Below are 17556 nucleotides of genomic sequence, written 5' to 3' on the forward strand. Positions count from 1 at the left end.
AGGTAGCTTTTTCTTATTCTATAAAAGGGGCAGGTTAGCGAAAAAATCAAAAGCCAATAATGAATAAGTTACGAATAAAAACTTGTTTATATTAATCGATGTTTTATATTTTTATTATGTAGTCAGTCAAATCTTCTTATTTTAATGCATTTTAATTTCGTCATCTTCTATTCGAGCATTTCGCATCGATGAAAGACTGAACCACAGTCCGCATAAAGCTAGTCCAGCTATTGAAATCCATAAAGCCGTTATGAAACCTAGTCCGTCAGCGAGGGTACCTCCTAGTGGAGCGCCGATAACGACTGCACTACGATTGATGGATCGAAGTGTGGCATTCATACGACCTTGCAGGTGAGATGGCGTGACATACTGTCGATATCCCATTTCAAGAGGACCTTCGATTCCCATGGCAAAGCCGTAAAAGAACTGCCCAACAATCACAAAAATGAGAGCTATGTACTGCGAGTCGGAGTTGTTAGTTGCTGGAGCTAGAGCCATCAAGATAACTGCTGGAGCATAGAGAATTCGAGAAAAAGCCATTGCACGTCCGACGCCAAAGCGCACGCCGGCTTGAGGAGATAAAGAGTTTCCTGCGACAGCACCAACACCTGCAGCGGCGAGGACATACCCAAGGAGTGAGGCATCGAAGCCAAGCTCAATTAAAAAAATGGATACTAGGATCGTCATGGTCATGCTATGAAAGAGAAACCAGGCGTGCGTGTTTAAAGCGAGTGTATGAAGGTATTGGTGTTGATAGACCCATCGCAAACCTTCCTTGATTTGCTGACCAAGTGGTCCAGTCTTCACTTTTTTTGAGGGCTGGTGTTTAATCGATGCCATTAATACACCTGAAAACAAATATGATAAGGCATCAAAAAGAAGGGCAAATGGTGCACCGATCAATGAGACGAGTCCACCTCCAATGGCTGGACCGCTCGTTTCCGCGACAGCTGAGCTTTGTTCTAATCGTGCATTTGCACGTGTTAATAAATGACGAGGGACGATTTGTGGCACAAAGGACTGGTAGGCAGTATCATTAAAAAGAGACAAAGCACCAAAGAGCACCAGCAGGAACATTAGCCAGCCAATACTGATTACTCCTGTGATAGACATTAAGCAAATGAAGACAAGTATAATGCTGCGCCCCATATCTGTTACCGCCAATACAGTCTTTCGATGAAAGTGATCAACCAAAACCCCCGCTATTAATCCCAACAGTACATACGGAAGCCATCTAGATGCTGAAACCCAGCCAACATCAACAGCACTGCCTCCCATATTACCAACCACTAATACCTGAAGAGCGAGAGTTGTAATATATGTGCCAAAGCTTGAAGTTGTCGAGGCAATCCAAAAACGAACAAAGCTTCTGTGCTCCCTTAATTTCATCGGGCTTCACCTCTTTTGCCAATTTATACAACTTATAAATATAGTAACTATACTGACTTTCAAAAAAGTGTAAACATAGAGTTTTATATGGGACGGACCTTGGGGGAGTAGTGGAAGGCTAACATTGGTTATTTATAAAAAAATCTTAACAAAGAGATGAAAAGAACAAAATCGAAATGGTCAATGACATGAAGGGAAAATTAGGAGTCAAGGTTCTTAAATTTTTTTCTATAAGAAGGGTAATTCTCTATTTATCACAAAAATCCTCTATAAGGCTGCCATTCTCTAAGGCAGCTTTCTTCATGTCAAACGGGGCAGTTTAGCGGAAGAATAATGTTATAATTTGGATGTGAAATATGTGTCTACTTAAACAAACAGAGATTTAGTGAATGAAATGAATGGACTATTGCTACTCACTGAGGGTGTATAAAAAGGAGTTGAGGGGTCTTGATATTTTATGCAGAAATCTTACGTACAATTTCCATTGTAATACTTATTATTAGTTCTTCTATCTACCTTCGGCTTTTGGAAAAACCAAAAAACAAAGGAAACTTTCATCCTATGAACTTACAATGTATACCATCACCCAGATAGCATATATCTTCTTTGCAATTAGTTTATTGATTCCTATATTTGTGTAATTGAGAAGTGGGCTTATGTTCAAGTTCAGCTGCTAATCGAGCAGCTTTTTTCTTCTTCAAATTAAAAGAGCAGGATGAGCAATATTCATTTAGAGAGGTGGATACGTTTGAGTCTATATTATCACGAGTATGGAGATAAAAATGCCTCATTAATGGTCTTTTTGCATGGAGGTGGTGTAAGTAGTTGGATGTGGAATAAACAGATTAAACACTTTAGTCATTATCATTGTCTTGCAATAGACTTACCAGAACAAGGGAAAAGCAACGATGATAATATAGGGAATTTTACTATTAAATATAGTGCTGAGAGGGTTATTGAAATAATAGAAAAAAAGGCTTTTGAAAAAGAGGTAATTGTCATCGGATTCTCTTTGGGAGCACAAGTTATAGTTCAGATGCTGAGTATGAAACCCAATATGGTTAATTATGCAATCATAAATAGTGCGTTAGTTAGGCCTTCTCCATATATAAAAACAATGATTGCTCCTTCAATTAAATTAACATTTCCACTCATTAAGAATAAATTATTTTCAAAACTTCAAGCTAAAGCACTTTATCTCGATGAAGAATATTTTGAAACCTATTATAAAGAAAGTTCTTTAATGAAATCAGGTACACTTATTAGGATATTGGAAGAGAACATGTCTTTTGAGATACCAAGAGGCTTCGAAAAAGCGGAGTGTAAAATATTAGTGACTGTTGGTGAAAGAGAAAAGGCAATAATGAAAAAATCAGCAGCAGACATTGTTTTACATAATTCTAATTGTGAAGGAATAATCATACCTAATGCTGGTCACGGAATCTCATTAGCTAATCCTGATTACTTCAATGGAATAATTGAAAATTGGATTCAGGATGGCGTTCTGCCACTAGATGTAATGCCAATTAAGTGAAGAAAGCGGCAGGTTAGTGGAAAAAGGGATTGTTTTAAAGAGAGAAGAATTATTAATCTTGATAGATAAAAACTTCAATTATAAAGGGGAATAATATGAATACCAGTCCATTTAAAGAGACAAATAAAGATTTTCTTTTAAGTCTTTCAACACGATTTGCCTATTAGGTTGGCTTGATGCTCAAAAAAATGGAGAAGGCAGAAGAATGGGCGCATCAAAAAGGTACAATAAACTCGCCCTAAACTTTGCCAGGGATCATAGTGCAGTAAATTGCTATAAGCATTTTACTGCGAAACTGAAGTTCTAAAAATGGTAAAAGAGATTTAGTGCCAGGGCTGTACTAAAGAATTTCACTTCCAGAAATAAGAAGTGACCGGCTTGAGTTAACGAGGGAGAAAAGATGAAATTATATAGGAAACTATGGAGGAAGAAAAATGAAGATAATAGAACTACCAATTGAATTTGAATCTAATGGGCAAAAAAATTACATTTATCCTAGCTTAATTATATTGAATAATGAACTAACCTTGGTCGATACAGGGTATACAAATTTTTTTACCTTAATTGAAAATGAAATTTTAAAAAATAGACATGAAATAAAGAATTTAAAGAATATAATCATTACTCACTACGATGATGATCATATAGGTTCTTTATATGATTTTAAAGAAAGGTGTCCTTGGATTAACATTATAGCTAGTGAAATTGAATCAAAGTACATTAGTGGTGAAATAAAGTCAGAGAGATTGGTTCAAGCAGAAGAAATGCTAGAAAACATGCCAAATGAAGAAATGGAATTTGGTAAATGGTTTATACAGCAATTAAAGAATTTAAAGCATGTTTCAATTGATGAAAAGGTAAATGATGGTGATATGATTTTAGATAATAAATGTAAAGTAATATCAACACCAGGGCATACTTCAGGGCATATTTCATTATATTTTCCAAGTTTAAAAAGTGTAATTACAGGTGATGCAGCTGTTAAAGAGAATGATGAATTAGTCATTGCTAATCCACAATTTTGTTTAAATGTTGAGAAAGCAGAACAGTCTTTGACAAAGATTAAAAATCTTAAAGCTGAAAATTACTATTGTTATCATGGTGGGAAATTAACTTTATAATTGAGGGCTAAACACAAATATTCGAATTTACACTCATTAATTCTTTATTTTATCGGAGATTTTCAAGGGGTTAGACATTTGTACTTCACAACGGGAACCGGTTTATTTAGGAAATTTATTGGTGATTGCAGAATATTTATATGTTCTTCAAATGTGCCAATATGATAGGAGTGACTGCGATTGCGTTTTGAAAATGAGAAAATACACTCTAAAGTTATTACCAGAAAAATAGAAGTTGGTGGACTTACGAAATCGCAGCTTATCCAGAAATTGCAACAATACTCTATCTTGATGAATGAGTATGCAGAAAAACTATTAGCTGATGATAAATTTACTACCTCTGATACAAAGTACAACCTTCAGACCGTAGAACTAACGGCAGGCAATCTTGGCTTCCCTGATGGAGCTACTACGGATCAACTCTTTAAAAAAGCAAACAAACTAGGTTTGGAATTGTGTCCGCTTGAACTGGGACCTTATCTAAGACTGGAATATCTGGATCAGCCTGAGGGTTATTCGGGGAATTCTTTGCAGCGGAATGAAGCTCCATCTGGCTCTATCACAATAGCCTCGGAGACACTATCTGAAGACGCTGATTTTCCAAAAGGCTTTTATCTTAGACGAATTAACGGCGTGTTGTGGCTGCGTGGGTACAATGCAGATTATCTGCACGTTTGGAATCCTAATGATCATTTTATCTTTTGTCAAACTTAGATCAAAGAGGGATCTTTTTTTAATTGAAGGGCAGTATACCCTGGTGCTTACGTTCATGATCAGCTGCTAATCAGGCAGCTTTTACCTCGATTATTCAATAAGAATGAGCGCCTTTTCCTTATTCAACGGGTGCTAATGTTAAGAGAAGGGGGATCGCTGCAGCAATCCCTATTCTTATGTTTAGGAAAAAGCGATTCTTCTTTATTGAAGATAGCCTCTTTTCTTTGAAGATTCTTATTTTAGTTCAGGCGCTATTCGATGGTTAGTTCCTTCTTGATAAGCATAGGCTAGTTTAATCAAAGTTGGCTCGTCGAATTCTTTTCCTAGCAGCTCTAGCCCGACTGGAAGGCCGTTGTCACTGAAGCCGGCAGGAACCGAGATTGCAGGAAACCCTGAATAAGGACTTAAGCGATTAGCATTCCCTGCACCTTGGCTTTTGCCCACCTGTGCCGGTAAAGCACTCGAAGTTGGATAGAGTAGTGCATCAAGGTCATGTTCATTAAACGTTACCATTAAGCTTTCCCTTGCCATTTTAGGACGATTGGTAATAATGTCATGGTATTCCTCATTATTCTCTAATGATTCTCTTTCATTTCGGGATTTTAATCCACTTTCCAAACTTGGATGGAACTTCCCGCTTTCGATAATATCTGATAAGGTTCTTACAGGTGCATCCGGCCCAAGGGTAGCCAAATAATCATTTAACTGAAATTTAAATTCGTATCCGCTTAAGCTTGGATACGAAAGAATTGGACTAAGACTGGGAACTGTTACCTCGAACACTTCTGCTCCAAGCGCTTCCATGTCCGCAATCACTTGATCCATCACTTTATTGACTTCAGGATCATTCCCAAACAGGTCGCGAATAACGCCTATCCGAGCTTTCTTTAATCCATTTTTCTTAAGATAATGAGTATAGGTTTTTGGAACTTTCCCGATACTCGCTTCAGTAACTGGATCTGCTGGGTCATAGCCAGCAATTGCATCGAGCACAACAGCCACATCTTCAACCGTACGTCCCATCGGTCCGCCGACATCCTGTGATAGTGCAAGTGGAATGATTCCATCTCGGCTGGCAAGTCCCATAGTAGGGCGAAGTCCAACCAGATTATTAAAGGACGATGGTATTCGGATGGATCCACCAGTGTCTGTCCCTAATCCGACAGCGGCAAAGTTGGAAGCAACCGCTGCTGCCGTACCACCGCTTGAACCACCTGGGTATCTTGTTAAATCATATGGATTATATGTTTGTCCACCAAGGGAACTAATTGTTTGGAATCCGAAAGCAAATTCATGCAGGTTCGCTTTCCCTAAGATGATTGCACCTTGATCTCTTAATCTTTTTGTTTGATAGGCATCCTTTAGAGGGATGGAACCTTCAAGTGACAGGGATCCTGCAGTGGTTTGCATATCGTATGTATCATAGTTGTCTTTTAATATAACCGGAATTCCATGCAAGGGACCGCGAACGTTTCCCGCTTTACGCTCTTTATCTAGTTGTTTCGCTTCCTCTAATACATTTTCGTTAACCGTAATGATGGAGTTAATGCTGTCATCGTACTCCCCAATTCGATTGAGATAGAATTGAACCAATTCCTCAGAGGTTAACTCCTCCTTCTGCATCTCATGCTGCAATTCAAATATCGTCGCTTCCTCAATCTCAACAGATAAACCTCTTTCAGCGACGGGGCTCGCTAAATTAGAAACAGCACCTGCTGGATCTGCGTACAGTCCCAAAGCCATTACTAGAGCAGTGAAGAAAACTATAAATTTGTTATACCATTTTTCCATTTCGAACCCCTTTCATTTTTTGGAATAATTTGAATATACCAATCTATATTTATACTGTATATAAGAGGAATGTCATGAAAGACTAGGTTATATAGGGAGTATTAACCAATTAGAAGGTTTCATTTTATTCCACTTGAACAAGCAGTATAATTTCCGGTGCCTGGAACCGCTTTAAGTTAAGGTTCTTAATGATACAAGTTGGAAAAATTGGTAGAATTAGGGGTGTTCAACATTTAATTGACATAAATATTCGCTAGTGGATTTGATTAAACTACATAACTGTACTCATGGAGACATGGAGAGCACGAGTATATTGGAAGCCTATATTCCTTATTTAACAACAGGGGCAGGCTTGTTGAAGAGTGTTGTTTTTCTTAATTCCACAATCGGACCATTTTCTGAGATAGTATTCGATAAGGAATTTGAATAGGTAGAGGAGAAATTTTCAATGAAGTATTTTGTAGATGATGACCATTGGGATGTAATGGGCTATGTTAAGGAATTAAAAAGACTATTACCCAGATTTAATAAAGAGACATCAAATTTTTTAAAAAACCACTCATTCCATGATGGTAAAGTAGTTTCTCTTACGGTTTTGAATCAAGAGAATGGGAAAACAAAGGACCCGACCACAATTAAAATGGTCATTGAGCAATATGAAGAGGGTGCGGGGATATATGAAATACAATGGTTAAACGTTCGTAAGTTCTTAATGGATTTTGATATTAAAAGAAATGTTGATGGTAATAAGCCTAATGAAATTGTCTTCGGTGGTAGAAAAGGACTTGATGATTGGGGCTACGATGAAATCCTTCCATTGAGTAAAAGGAAATTGCAACATGAAATTCTTTTATTTTCACAAACAAAGATACTTATACATTGCTCGGATATTAAGATTAGAAAAATAAAAACTTAGAAAACAAGATGATATAAGATATTTCCTTCCAGACAAGAAAGGTAAAATTATTTAATTGTAAAGAAGTGTACTTAAACTATTTGGTGCTTATATACAAGATCAGCTGCTGAATCGGTAGTTTTTCTTATTCCATAAAAGGGTCAGTTTAGTTGAAGATCGATGTTCAACTTGTGTTCAACAATCGGGCCAGATTATGGAGTAAGGTATTATTGAACTAATGGTGCAGGATATTTGCATAAAACCATTTAGATAATCTTCAACTAAATGGTTTTTTTTGTTTGAATTGTTTGTACGACTGTACTAAAATAAGTACATGAGTAAAAAAAACAAACCAACTAACCAAAAAGAATTATCATTCATCGAAAAAGCCCGCAGAGCTCAAATTGTGGAATGTGCGATTGAAACAATCGCAGAAGTAGGTTACGCTCAAGCCTCTATAGGACAAATTGCAAAGCGTGCAAATATCAGTAAGGGGGTTATTTCTTATCACTTTGCAAATAAAGAGGACTTATTGGAGCAAATACCTATCGAATACTATTTGGCTTGGCAAGCCTATATTGCTCCAAGAATAGAAGCTCAAAAGTCTCCTAAAGACATGCTTCGGGTGTATATTGAATCCAACCTTACATTTATAGATGAAAATCGCCAGCATGTTTTCGCTGTTATTGAAACGGTTTCAAATAAGAGAACTGCTGATGGTAAACTTCAGTTTGCAGCAGACCATGATGAAGCTATTCTACTTCCGATTGAAAATATTCTTACCCTAGGGATGCAGGAAGGAGTTTTCAGAGAATTCACCAGATCATCAGCAAGGGTGATGGCGTTAACAATAAGAAGTGCCATTGACGGGTTCACCCTTGAATTAACGAGAAAGCCTCATTTAGATGTTCAGGAATATACTAGGGAATTGGTTACAATCTTCGATAAATCAACTAAAAAGTAATGTGTCGCTTAGGAGGATTTAATGATTTACTATGAGGTACTTTGTTATAGTTGTAAAAGGATTTTCAGAGTATACGAAGGTTCACTAAATTATAAACAATTTAAGGAAAATAAAGCTAAGATTTTTTGTTGCGAGGATTGTAGTCATAAGATACGTATGGATGCAATTAAAAATTTCTTTAGATACTTAAACTAACGGTTGAAGAAGGTTGTTACTAAAGGTTTATTCCGTTTCTTTTTGACAAACTATTTGATCCAAGTTACAGGTATCTAATTCCGCGAAATTAAGAAAAACGATATAATATAAAACAGGGATATTATAGGGGCCATTCCGGGAAATGCCAGGAAATTAAAGTAAGCTTGAAGATAACTTCTAAAACCAGTATTTCAGCCAATGGATGCTGGTTTTTTGTTCTTCAAGTGAGGAAAGAAAGCAGCTGGAATCTAATTTATGAGCAGATTAAAGTAAGTTCTGGACTGCATTCTGGATGAGAAGGATATCATTAAAAATTTGTTTTTTTATCTTTTCATTCTTACAGCGATTCATTTCGCTTTTCAGTAATAGGAGTTCCTTCTTGAAAATGTCTATTGTACTCATGTGTCTGTTCACTCCTGGCTTTAAGAGGGGAAAAGCTTGTTATTTATAGTCTTTTATACCCTGTATGGGATTGATGAAACCAAAAAATGAGATATTTATGAGTAAATATATCCACTTGCGGATTGTGTGATTTTTAATTATATGGATTGTTTTTTCCGAAACCTTTTCAATTCCGAATCGTAATAGAAGTAGCATCTTCTTAGGAGTAAACACACGAATATGGTATTCTTTAGTTAATCCAATTCAAAGAAAAAGGTGACATTGTGGCAAAGAAAAAACTGCAATACTGGACTTTGCAATTGCTGCTTATCTTAACAATTATTTATGTATCAACTAAAATTTCTTTTTTGTTTGAACCAGTGGGCATTTTTGCATCAACATTATTTTTTCCAATTATTATTTCAGGATTTCTCTATTTCCTATTGAACCCGCTGGTAAGATTGCTGCAGCGCTACAAGGTGCCGAGAACGGCAGCGATATTGATCATCTATGCAGCTGTTATCGGTTTAGTAATGCTGATTATTGGCAACATTGCTCCGCTTATCAGCAGACAGGTGACTGAATTATTCAACGACCTGCCGGGGTATGCGAAGACGACAAGAGACTTTGTTAACTCCATGTCCAGCACCGAAGAGTTCAAATGGTTTTTGGAGCAGGACTACATATCGATTGAAGAAATTGAAGCACGCATTATGGAATATGCCAATACCCTGCCAAGCCGTGTGACACAGGGGGTAGCTGGAATAGTCAGCCTGGTCACCAATATTGCGATTACAATAGTAACGGTGCCATTCCTGCTTTTCTATATGTTTAAAGACGGAGATAAGTTCCCTGCTGCCGTTTCGAAGTTCCTTCCTGCTTCTTACAGGGAAGAGGGGGTTAAAACGCTTAAGGAAACAGGAGAGACACTTTCTTCCTACATTCAGGGGCAGATTACAGTAGCATTATTTGTTGGGACACTTTCATTTATTGGCTATTTAATCATCGACTTGCCATATGCGCTAGTCATGGCGCTTATTGTTGCCATAACCAATATCATTCCTTATGTTGGGCCGTTTCTGGGCGGTGCACCTGCCGTAATCGTTGCACTTTTTGACTCGCCGACTAAAGCCTTTCTGGTGGTCGTAGTCATTGTGATTGCTCAGCAGATTGAAGGAAATGTGCTGTCGCCGCTGATTCTCGGAAAAACCTTGAACACACATCCGGCCACCATCATCATCCTATTGCTGGTTGCAGGCAATCTTGCCGGTATCCTCGGCATGATTCTGGCAATACCTACCTATGCTGTGACCAAAACGATCGTCTTAAATACAGTTAGATTTTTAAGGGCGAGGAAGACAGCGAGGGAAGAAGCGGTTACTTAAATTGAAAAAGCTCCTTTTAAAAAAAGGGGCTTTTTCTATTGCTGAATTTATTTAACATAATTCATCAAATAGGTTACAGCTTGTTGGGCTTTTCTAGCCTTTAAAAAGATTAAGGCATGATCCCTTCTTATCTAACATTTCACATAATTAAAGCGGGTATTTTTTGTTTTTCCCTCCCGAAAAGTTAAAATAATAAATAAAACGAAAGCAGTGATCCGAATGTGTTTAATCCTTTTCGCATATAAGGTTCATCCGGCATACAAGCTTATCGTTGCTGCCAATCGCGATGAATTTTATGGGCGCCCGACTGCACCGGCCCATTTTTGGGAGGACCATCCTGCCATTCTGGCTGGACGTGATTTAAGCAAGATGGGGACATGGATGGGTGTCACAAAGAATGGACGATTTGCAGCTCTTACAAACTACCGTGATCCGAACGCAGTGACAGATGGCAAAAGATCAAGAGGAGATCTCGTAGCGGATTTCTTGAAAGGCAGTGCTTCGCCTTCTAGATTTATGAAAATAGCATCTGAACACCGCAACAGCTATCCCGGATACAATCTGCTTGCGGGCAATTTGGAGGAGCTCTTTTATTACTCGAACGTGGAAGATAGAATAGAACAGCTTGGACCAGGAGTGTACGGGGTGAGCAATCATGTGCTGAATACCGAGTGGCCAAAGGTGAAAAAGGGGAAGGAAGGGTTATCTAAGATAATAGATCATGCAGCAGGGGATTTTACGGAAGCCTTGTTCACACTTCTCCAGAATGCAGACCCTGCCCCTGATGACATGCTTCCGAAAACAGGAGTTTCACTGGAGTGGGAGCGGATGTTGTCTCCTTTATTTATCAGAAGTGAAGGCTACGGAACCAGGAGTTCAACTGTGATGCTGATGTCAGAGGATGAGATTTTTTATAAGGAAAGGGTACATATAGGGGATAGCCCGCAGGAACAGGAGTTTATTATTCAAAAATAAGAAGCCAGTTCAGGCATCTGGCTTCTTTCATTAGGCAAGCGGTAAAGTAATCCGCACCGTTGTTCCTTCATTTTCCCTGCTGTGGATGTAAAGATTTCCGCCATGGTTTTTAATGATTTTTTTGCAGATCATGATGCCAAGGCCTGTGCCTTTTTCTTTTGTGCTGTAAAACGGCTCTCCCAGTTTGGCGAGGCGTTCTTCGGGTATGCCAATTCCCTCATCCTCGACACTGATGATGACAGAATGGTCCTCCTGGCGGATATCCACGTTTATTTTTCCGCCCGCCGGCATGGCTTCAATCGAGTTCTTAATGATGTTAATCAGCACCTGTTTAATTTTATCTTTTTCACATTTCACATAAAACTCGCCTGGTGACTGTGTTAGTTCGATCACGATATTCTCCATAACAGCCTGGCTGTTTAAGAGAGTGATTACACTTTTTACAACGTTTGTCAGGCAGGTTTCTTCCATTTCGGTTATTTGAGGTTTGGCGAGAACGAGCAGGTCATTGACGATGCCTTCAATCCGTTCCAGCTCACTTAGGATGACCTCCGCGAAATCTCCTTTATGTTCTTCATATAATAACTGTGTAAAGCCTTTTATGGCTGTAAGCGGGTTGCGGATTTCATGGGCAATGCCTGCGGCAAGCTGACCGACAACGGAAAGTTTTTCGGCATTCTGCAGCTTTTCCTCTGTCTTCTTTTGTCCGGTCACGTCTTTAATAATGATTTGGTAGACCTTTCTGTTCTTGAAAGTGGTTGGAATCAGCTGGACTTCGGCTTTTCTCGTTTGTCCGTCAGTCCGGATCAGATTAAGCTCAAAATTCACACTTAGCTTTGTTTGCAGAAAATCATCGAGAGTGGAATGTTCTGAAGGAGGAATGTAGTCGTGGAGGGAGGTGCCGATCATCTCTTTGATGCTCGTGAATCCAAAAAGCTTTTTTCCTTCATTATTGATGTAGGTCCAAATCCCCTTTTGTGTGACCATTCCTATCGTATCCTTGGAGAACTCCACCAGAAAGCGGTACTTCTCCTGTGTTTCAAGAATCTCCTCTTCCATGATAATTCTCTGTGTCATATCCCGGATGATGCACATCATTTCTTTATCGTCATTAATGACTGAAAAATTGGCTTCAAGCCACAGATAATGCCCCTCCTTATGCCTGAAGCGAAAGGTCTCCCGTTTATGCGGAAGCTGTTCAAGCTCGGCCAAAGCATCTCTTAAGAGGTCCCGGTCATTTGGATGGCAGTATGTATAAAGGCTGCTTCGATAAAAGTCCTGCTGTGAGTACCCCAGCATCGGCAAGCAGGAAGGGGAGACATATAAAGCAATGCCTTCTTTGGTTACTCTTGCAATCACATCGCTGGAATGCTGAATGGCCAGCTGCAGATTCCTCGCTTCGACTTTATCCGCGAATAAATCTGCGGGATTCTCGGTCATGATCATTTTCTGTCCCTCCTTTTTGAAAAATGGCACTTTTCCATCATTATACAATACATGTTTGGATTGACATATAGGATAAATTTCACTCTATGCAAACTGTGAAAAGGATCCCTTGTCAGGTATCAAACTCATAGGAGCTTTCTAATTTCCTCTCCAAGGATGAATATGCCTTCCTGCAGTTCCCCCAGCGAGGCATAAGCATAGGAAATTCGTATAAAATGATTCGGCCCGTCACTGTATATGCTGCCGGGATTAATCAGCAGTTTTCTTAAAATAGCCTGCCGATAGAGGCTTCGAATTGGAATACTGGACGGTACTTTCAGCCATATAAAAAAACCTCCTTCCGGAGAATTCCATTCTGCTATCCCGGACAAGTGAGCATCTAATGTATTCAGGGCAGTATTACGACGAATTCTCAGCTGCTCACGTACCCTTTCCATATGCTTTTGATAGAGGCCGGTGGACAGCCATTTTTCAGCTACCCTTTGTGAAAGTGAACTTGAACCATAGTCAGTCTGCATTTTAAGATCTGCAAGCCGGTCGATAACAGGTTCAGGTGCTGCTACCCAGCCTATTCGAAGTCCGGGACTCAATGTTTTTGACAAGCTTCCCATATAAAGGACCTGGCCGTTTTTGTCCATTGCTTTTAATGGTGGAGGGGGCATTTCATCAAGCCATAGCTCACGATAAATATCGTCTTCCACAATTGGCAGCTGTTCTATTCTGCAAACATCAAGCAGTTCCCTCCGTCTTTTTTCTGTCATTAAAATTCCAGTCGGGTTATGGTAGGAAGGAATCGTATATAAAATGGATTTCCCTTTTTCATATTTCTTCAAAGAGATGCTTTTCGTGATAACTCCCTCTTTATCCATCGGCAATCCTTTTAAATTCATGCCTGATGACCGGAAAAGCTGTAAAGAATATAAGTAAGAGGGCTTTTCCAGAAATACGGGTGCCCCTCTTTGCACAAGGCCCAATGAAACAAGCTGCAGGGCTTGCAGCCCTCCAGAAACAATAAGTATCGAGGAAGGAGAAGCGTCTATTCCAGATGCTGCCAAATATTCACTAACTGCCTGTCTTAATGGCAAATACCCCTTTGGTTCCTCATAACCGAGTTCACTCAATTCATCAGCAGCTTCCTTTAGAACTTTCTGCATCGTTTGCACAGGGGAAATCTCAGGGGAAAGCTCTCCTTTGCTGAGCTGTATAAAAGCGGGATCCATTTCTAAGTCATTAATTTCCTGAACGATTTTTTCGCTGGCTCTGTGTATCCCTGTATCGATATATTCACTCCAGTTGGCAGACTGCCTTGAAGCGAGCAGAGTCCAAGTATTATTAATAACCTTAGTGCCAACTCCCGTTTTCCCTTCTATTAGTCCATCTGCAGAAAGTTCTTCCAGAGCAGTGATAATTGTGCTTCGGTTTACTCCAAACTCCTCAGCCAGTTTCCGCTGGCTTGGAATTTTACTTCCGATTGGCCATTCCCCTTTGGAAATCTTTCCTTTAATAGTCTCAATAACTCGCTGATATTTTGGCAATTGTGCTGTATCCATCCATATAACCGCCTTTATGAAAATTGGCTGGCAAAATTCTTTCCTAATTGGTTGAGGACATTGTATCAGTTATTGATTATCCTGAAAAGCAGCACAGATAATGGCTGGAAATGTTGATAAGGGGGATGAAGTTGGCAAATAAGAAATTTATGATTATCGGGGCGCATAGTTCTATCATCATTCTTTGGGCATCCGCATTCCCGGGAATTCGGGCTGGGCTTGAATCGTACTCCCCTGAGCACCTTGCCCTTTTTAGACTTTTAGTTGGTTCGGCTGCACTTGGTGTCTTAGCACTGCTGACAAGGATGCGTCTTCCGGATATAAAAGATCTTCCTGCTATTTTTATGCTTGGATTCCTTGGTTTTACGGTTTATCATACAGCTCTCAACATTGGGGAAAAAACAGTAAGCGCCGGACCGGCAAGCTTGATTGTATCAATGACTCCGATCTTTTCGGCTGCTTTGGCTGCTTTATTTTTAAGGGAAAGGTTTGGAAGGGTCAGGTGGACTGGTTCAGCAGTCAGTATTGCTGGTGCCGCACTTATTTCGCTTGGTGCAGGAGGAGGGTTTGAAATCCAAACCGGTATTTTATTTGTCCTGCTTGCTTCCATTTCAGAAAGCATCTATTTCGTGTTTCAGACTAAATACTTTAATAAATACGGATTTTTGTCATTTACATCCTATACGGTATGGGCAGGGACTGGTTTTATGCTGATTTATCTTCCTGGGCTTGGTAATGAGATCTTTCATGCATCGGCCGAATCCACTTTAAGTGTCATCTATTTGGGGATTTTTCCAACGGTAATTCCATATATTGCCCTAGCTTTTCTTGCGTCCATAGGAGGGACTTCTGAAGCGACAAGCTCTCTTTATCTGACACCAGCAATAGCATTTGTCATTGCTTGGGTTTGGCTGGGAGAGGTGCCGACTATGTTATCCATTGCGGGTGGTATAATCGCTCTGGCAGGTGTGATGATTATTCACCGTAAAGACAGCTCTGTTAAAGTAACGGAAATTTTTGAAAATGGCCCAAGTGAAAATATTTGAAAAATAATGATTGACATCCTTTTCTTTATGGTGGTAAAGTAATAAGCATATTAAACAACCGAATAATAAAAATCTTCTTATCCAGAGAGGTTGAGGGACTGGCCCTATGACACCTCGGCAGCGGACAAAAGTGTACCGTGCCAAATCCAGCAAGCGTAGCTTGAAAGATAAGAAGAGGACCATTGATAAATGCCGCCCTCTTCTTTCTTTAGAAGAGGGTTTTTGTTTTTATCCGAAAAAATGCATCAAGATTCTATTCATAAACATATGAATAATTCTTATCGAGAGAAGCAGAGGGACCTGGCCCAATGAAGCTTCGGCAGCAGGCAGACTGCACTGTGCCAAATCCAGCAGGCGATAGCCTGAAAGATAAGGAGGGGACTTCAAAAAACCTCTTCTGTTAGAAGGGGTAAATTTCAGGATATAATTCTTAGTTTTCCCATGGGATTAATTATATATAACATTTAGAAAAGGAGAGATGCTGAATGATAGAGTTTCAGAATTTAAAGAAAATCTATGAAAGCGGAGGACAGCAGGTAGCTGCTTTAAATGGAATAGACTTAAAGATTAACAAAGGTGAGATTTTCGGTGTGATCGGCTTCAGCGGTGCGGGAAAGAGCTCTTTGATCCGCTGTGTCAATTGGCTGGAGAAGCCGACTTCAGGAAAGGTCATTGTCAGTGGACATGATCTGACGGCTTTATCTGTAAGAGAAATTCGCGAAGTGAAAAGAAACATCGGGATGGTCTTTCAGCATTTTAATCTTTTAAATTCGAAAACAGTGTTTGCCAATGTGGCGATGCCGCTCACACTGGCTAAGATCCCTAAAGATGACATCAAAAAGCGTGTCCATGAACTATTAGAATTCGTGGGGCTTGCAGACAAGGCAAACAGCTATCCCGATCAGCTGTCAGGCGGGCAAAAGCAGCGGATCGGAATTGCCAGGGCGCTGGCGACCCAGCCTTCCATTCTATTATGTGATGAAGCAACTTCAGCGCTGGATCCGCAGACAACCAGCTCTATCCTGCAGCTGCTGAAAAAAATAAATAAAGAATACAACATTACTATACTGATCATTACCCATGAAATGTCTGTAATCAGAGAGATCTGTGATCGTGTCGCTGTAATAGAGGCAGGAAAAATTATCGAAGAAGGAACCGTCTTCAATGTCTTTTCATCACCAAAGACACAAACAGCGAAAAACTTTGTCAGCACTGTCATGAATGATCAAATACCTGACTCCATTAAAGAAGTGATTGAAAAACAGCAAGGGCTTCAAAAGGTATTTAGAATCAACTTTGTTGGAAATTCTGCCGGGCAGCCGCTCCTCTCGCAGGTTGCCAAAAAGTTTAATATCGACTTCAACGTCCTGTTTGGAAATATTACTGAACTTCAGGGAACACCGTTTGGCAACCTGATTGTCGAATTCCAGGGTCCGGACAGTGAAATCAGACGTGCTATACAGTACATCAGCCAGGAAAAAGTTTCAATAAAGGAAGTGACAACACGTGCTAGTTAATCAGGAAAAAATCATCGAAGCCTTAATCGAAACGGTTCAAATGGTGGCATTCTCATTGCTGTTTTCAGCTATTATCGGACTGCCGCTTGGTATATTGCTTGTCGTAACAAGGAAAGGGCATCTGCTGGAAAACCTCGTTGTTTTTAATATCATAAACAGCATTATTAATATTTTCAGATCAGTTCCCTTCATCATTTTAATGGTGGCCATTATCCCCATTACCAGGCTGATTGTCGGAACATCGATAGGTACGGCTGCAGCCGTAGTGCCGCTAGTCTTTTATGCCGGGCCATATATTGCAAGATTAATAGAAAACTCATTGCTTGAGGTAGATCCGGGAGTCATAGAAGCTGCAGAAGCAATGGGAGCAACACCAGGCCAGATAATATTAAAATTCCTGATTCCGGAAGCACTTAGTTCGCTGGTATTAGGCTTTACAATTGCAACAATCGGATTGGTCGGAGCATCAGCCATGGCCGGGGCAGTCGGAGGCGGCGGGCTTGGTGACCTCGCCATTACCTACGGCTACCAGAGATTCGATACAACAGTCATGCTGATTACCGTTGCGATCTTAGTTGTCATGGTTCAGGGCCTGCAGTCATTCGGAAATATCTTATCCAAAAAAATCAGAAGAAGATAAATAAGGAGGAAAT

General features: G+C 39.8%; 16 protein-coding genes and 2 riboswitches. Of the genes, 11 read left to right on the forward strand and 5 right to left on the reverse strand.

What is annotated here, in order from left to right; all coding sequences use genetic code 11:
- Window positions 1-141: 141 nt before the first annotated feature.
- Window positions 142-1389: an MFS transporter gene (locus tag MKY20_RS06400; protein ID WP_251266865.1), complete on the reverse strand. Its 1248-nt coding sequence runs from the start codon at window positions 1387-1389 to the stop codon at window positions 142-144.
- A gap of 748 nt (window positions 1390-2137) precedes the next feature.
- On the opposite strand from MKY20_RS06400, the gene MKY20_RS06405 reads away from it, so the two are divergent.
- The 3 genes from MKY20_RS06405 (at window position 2138) to MKY20_RS06415 (ending at window position 4758) form a co-directional block, all read left to right on the forward strand.
- Window positions 2138-2923 (forward strand): alpha/beta fold hydrolase, encoded by a 786-nt coding sequence (locus MKY20_RS06405; protein WP_192907887.1) that lies wholly within the window; start codon window positions 2138-2140, stop codon window positions 2921-2923.
- A gap of 434 nt (window positions 2924-3357) precedes the next feature.
- Window positions 3358-4044, forward strand: coding sequence for an MBL fold metallo-hydrolase (locus tag MKY20_RS06410; protein ID WP_009331883.1), 687 nt, complete (start codon window positions 3358-3360; stop codon window positions 4042-4044).
- 180 nt (window positions 4045-4224) lie between these two features.
- Window positions 4225-4758, forward strand: a complete 534-nt coding sequence (locus MKY20_RS06415) for a helicase (protein ID WP_251156254.1) — start codon at window positions 4225-4227, stop codon at window positions 4756-4758.
- Window positions 4759-4992: 234 nt separating this feature from the next.
- Here MKY20_RS06415 and MKY20_RS06420 read toward each other — a convergent pair whose 3' ends face one another.
- On the reverse strand, window positions 4993-6549 hold the full coding sequence (locus MKY20_RS06420; RefSeq protein WP_217026448.1) for an amidase family protein: 1557 nt from the start codon (window positions 6547-6549) through the stop codon (window positions 4993-4995).
- A 448-nt stretch (window positions 6550-6997) separates the two neighbouring features.
- Between MKY20_RS06420 and MKY20_RS06425 the strand changes: the two genes are divergently transcribed.
- The 3 genes from MKY20_RS06425 to MKY20_RS06435 all read left to right on the forward strand — a co-directional run bounded on the left by MKY20_RS06425 (window position 6998) and on the right by MKY20_RS06435 (window position 8603).
- Window positions 6998-7465 carry a hypothetical protein gene (locus MKY20_RS06425; RefSeq protein WP_251266866.1) on the forward strand — a complete coding sequence of 156 codons (468 nt, stop codon included), beginning with the start codon at window positions 6998-7000 and terminating at the stop codon, window positions 7463-7465.
- A gap of 313 nt (window positions 7466-7778) precedes the next feature.
- Complete coding sequence (locus MKY20_RS06430; RefSeq protein ID WP_009331878.1) at window positions 7779-8408, forward strand: TetR/AcrR family transcriptional regulator; 630 nt, start codon at window positions 7779-7781, stop codon at window positions 8406-8408.
- A gap of 21 nt (window positions 8409-8429) precedes the next feature.
- Window positions 8430-8603 (forward strand): hypothetical protein, encoded by a 174-nt coding sequence (locus MKY20_RS06435; RefSeq protein WP_019383338.1) that lies wholly within the window; start codon window positions 8430-8432, stop codon window positions 8601-8603.
- Window positions 8604-8867: 264 nt separating this feature from the next.
- On the opposite strand, the gene MKY20_RS06440 is transcribed toward MKY20_RS06435, so the two are convergent.
- On the reverse strand, window positions 8868-9005 hold the full coding sequence (locus tag MKY20_RS06440) for a hypothetical protein (RefSeq protein WP_252245522.1): 138 nt from the start codon (window positions 9003-9005) through the stop codon (window positions 8868-8870).
- A gap of 263 nt (window positions 9006-9268) precedes the next feature.
- On the opposite strand from MKY20_RS06440, the gene MKY20_RS06445 reads away from it, so the two are divergent.
- Entirely contained in the window at window positions 9269-10369 is a 1101-nt protein-coding gene (locus MKY20_RS06445; protein WP_009331877.1) for an AI-2E family transporter, read from the forward strand.
- Between the two features lie 219 nt (window positions 10370-10588).
- Complete coding sequence (locus tag MKY20_RS06450) at window positions 10589-11344, forward strand: NRDE family protein (RefSeq protein ID WP_251266867.1); 756 nt, start codon at window positions 10589-10591, stop codon at window positions 11342-11344.
- Between the two features lie 30 nt (window positions 11345-11374).
- Here the strand turns inward: MKY20_RS06450 and MKY20_RS06455 are convergent, their stop codons facing one another.
- Together MKY20_RS06455 and MKY20_RS06460 are read right to left on the reverse strand one after the other, a co-directional pair.
- Complete coding sequence (locus MKY20_RS06455) at window positions 11375-12790, reverse strand: PAS domain-containing sensor histidine kinase (RefSeq protein WP_019383335.1); 1416 nt, start codon at window positions 12788-12790, stop codon at window positions 11375-11377.
- A 125-nt stretch (window positions 12791-12915) separates the two neighbouring features.
- Window positions 12916-14340: an aminotransferase-like domain-containing protein gene (locus MKY20_RS06460; RefSeq protein ID WP_217026074.1), complete on the reverse strand. Its 1425-nt coding sequence runs from the start codon at window positions 14338-14340 to the stop codon at window positions 12916-12918.
- A gap of 131 nt (window positions 14341-14471) precedes the next feature.
- Between MKY20_RS06460 and MKY20_RS06465 the strand changes: the two genes are divergently transcribed.
- From MKY20_RS06465 to MKY20_RS06475, 3 genes are all read left to right on the forward strand, one after another.
- Window positions 14472-15386: a DMT family transporter gene (locus MKY20_RS06465; RefSeq protein WP_435370411.1), complete on the forward strand. Its 915-nt coding sequence runs from the start codon at window positions 14472-14474 to the stop codon at window positions 15384-15386.
- A gap of 74 nt (window positions 15387-15460) precedes the next feature.
- Window positions 15461-15560: riboswitch (SAM riboswitch) on the forward strand.
- Between the two features lie 101 nt (window positions 15561-15661).
- Window positions 15662-15762, forward strand: a riboswitch (SAM riboswitch).
- Between the two features lie 109 nt (window positions 15763-15871).
- Complete coding sequence (locus tag MKY20_RS06470; RefSeq protein WP_009331872.1) at window positions 15872-16903, forward strand: methionine ABC transporter ATP-binding protein; 1032 nt, start codon at window positions 15872-15874, stop codon at window positions 16901-16903.
- Complete coding sequence (locus MKY20_RS06475; protein WP_071156401.1) at window positions 16893-17543, forward strand: methionine ABC transporter permease; 651 nt, start codon at window positions 16893-16895, stop codon at window positions 17541-17543. The genes MKY20_RS06470 and MKY20_RS06475 overlap by 11 nt, the downstream gene beginning before the upstream one ends.
- Window positions 17544-17556 lie beyond the last annotated feature (13 nt).

The organism is Cytobacillus sp. FSL W8-0315 (genome assembly GCF_038002905.1).
Taxonomy (GTDB): Bacteria; Bacillota; Bacilli; order Bacillales; family Cytobacillaceae; genus Cytobacillus; species Cytobacillus pseudoceanisediminis.

Bases quoted from the DNA above. Each gene is read 5' to 3' on its own strand.
- MKY20_RS06400 (WP_251266865.1), bottom strand. From the start codon at position 1,389: ATGAAATTAAGGGAGCACAGAAGCTTTGTTCGTTTTTGGATTGCCTCG.
- MKY20_RS06410 (WP_009331883.1), top strand. From the start codon at position 3,358: ATGAAGATAATAGAACTACCAATTGAATTTGAATCTAATGGGCAAAAA.
- MKY20_RS06420 (WP_217026448.1), bottom strand. From the start codon at position 6,549: ATGGAAAAATGGTATAACAAATTTATAGTTTTCTTCACTGCTCTAGTA.
- MKY20_RS06425 (WP_251266866.1), top strand. From the start codon at position 6,998: ATGAAGTATTTTGTAGATGATGACCATTGGGATGTAATGGGCTATGTT.
- MKY20_RS06430 (WP_009331878.1), top strand. From the start codon at position 7,779: ATGAGTAAAAAAAACAAACCAACTAACCAAAAAGAATTATCATTCATC.
- MKY20_RS06435 (WP_019383338.1), top strand. From the start codon at position 8,430: ATGATTTACTATGAGGTACTTTGTTATAGTTGTAAAAGGATTTTCAGA.
- MKY20_RS06440 (WP_252245522.1), bottom strand. From the start codon at position 9,005: ATGAGTACAATAGACATTTTCAAGAAGGAACTCCTATTACTGAAAAGC.
- MKY20_RS06450 (WP_251266867.1), top strand. From the start codon at position 10,589: ATGTGTTTAATCCTTTTCGCATATAAGGTTCATCCGGCATACAAGCTT.
- MKY20_RS06455 (WP_019383335.1), bottom strand. From the start codon at position 12,790: ATGATCATGACCGAGAATCCCGCAGATTTATTCGCGGATAAAGTCGAA.
- MKY20_RS06460 (WP_217026074.1), bottom strand. From the start codon at position 14,340: ATGGATACAGCACAATTGCCAAAATATCAGCGAGTTATTGAGACTATT.
- MKY20_RS06470 (WP_009331872.1), top strand. From the start codon at position 15,872: ATGATAGAGTTTCAGAATTTAAAGAAAATCTATGAAAGCGGAGGACAG.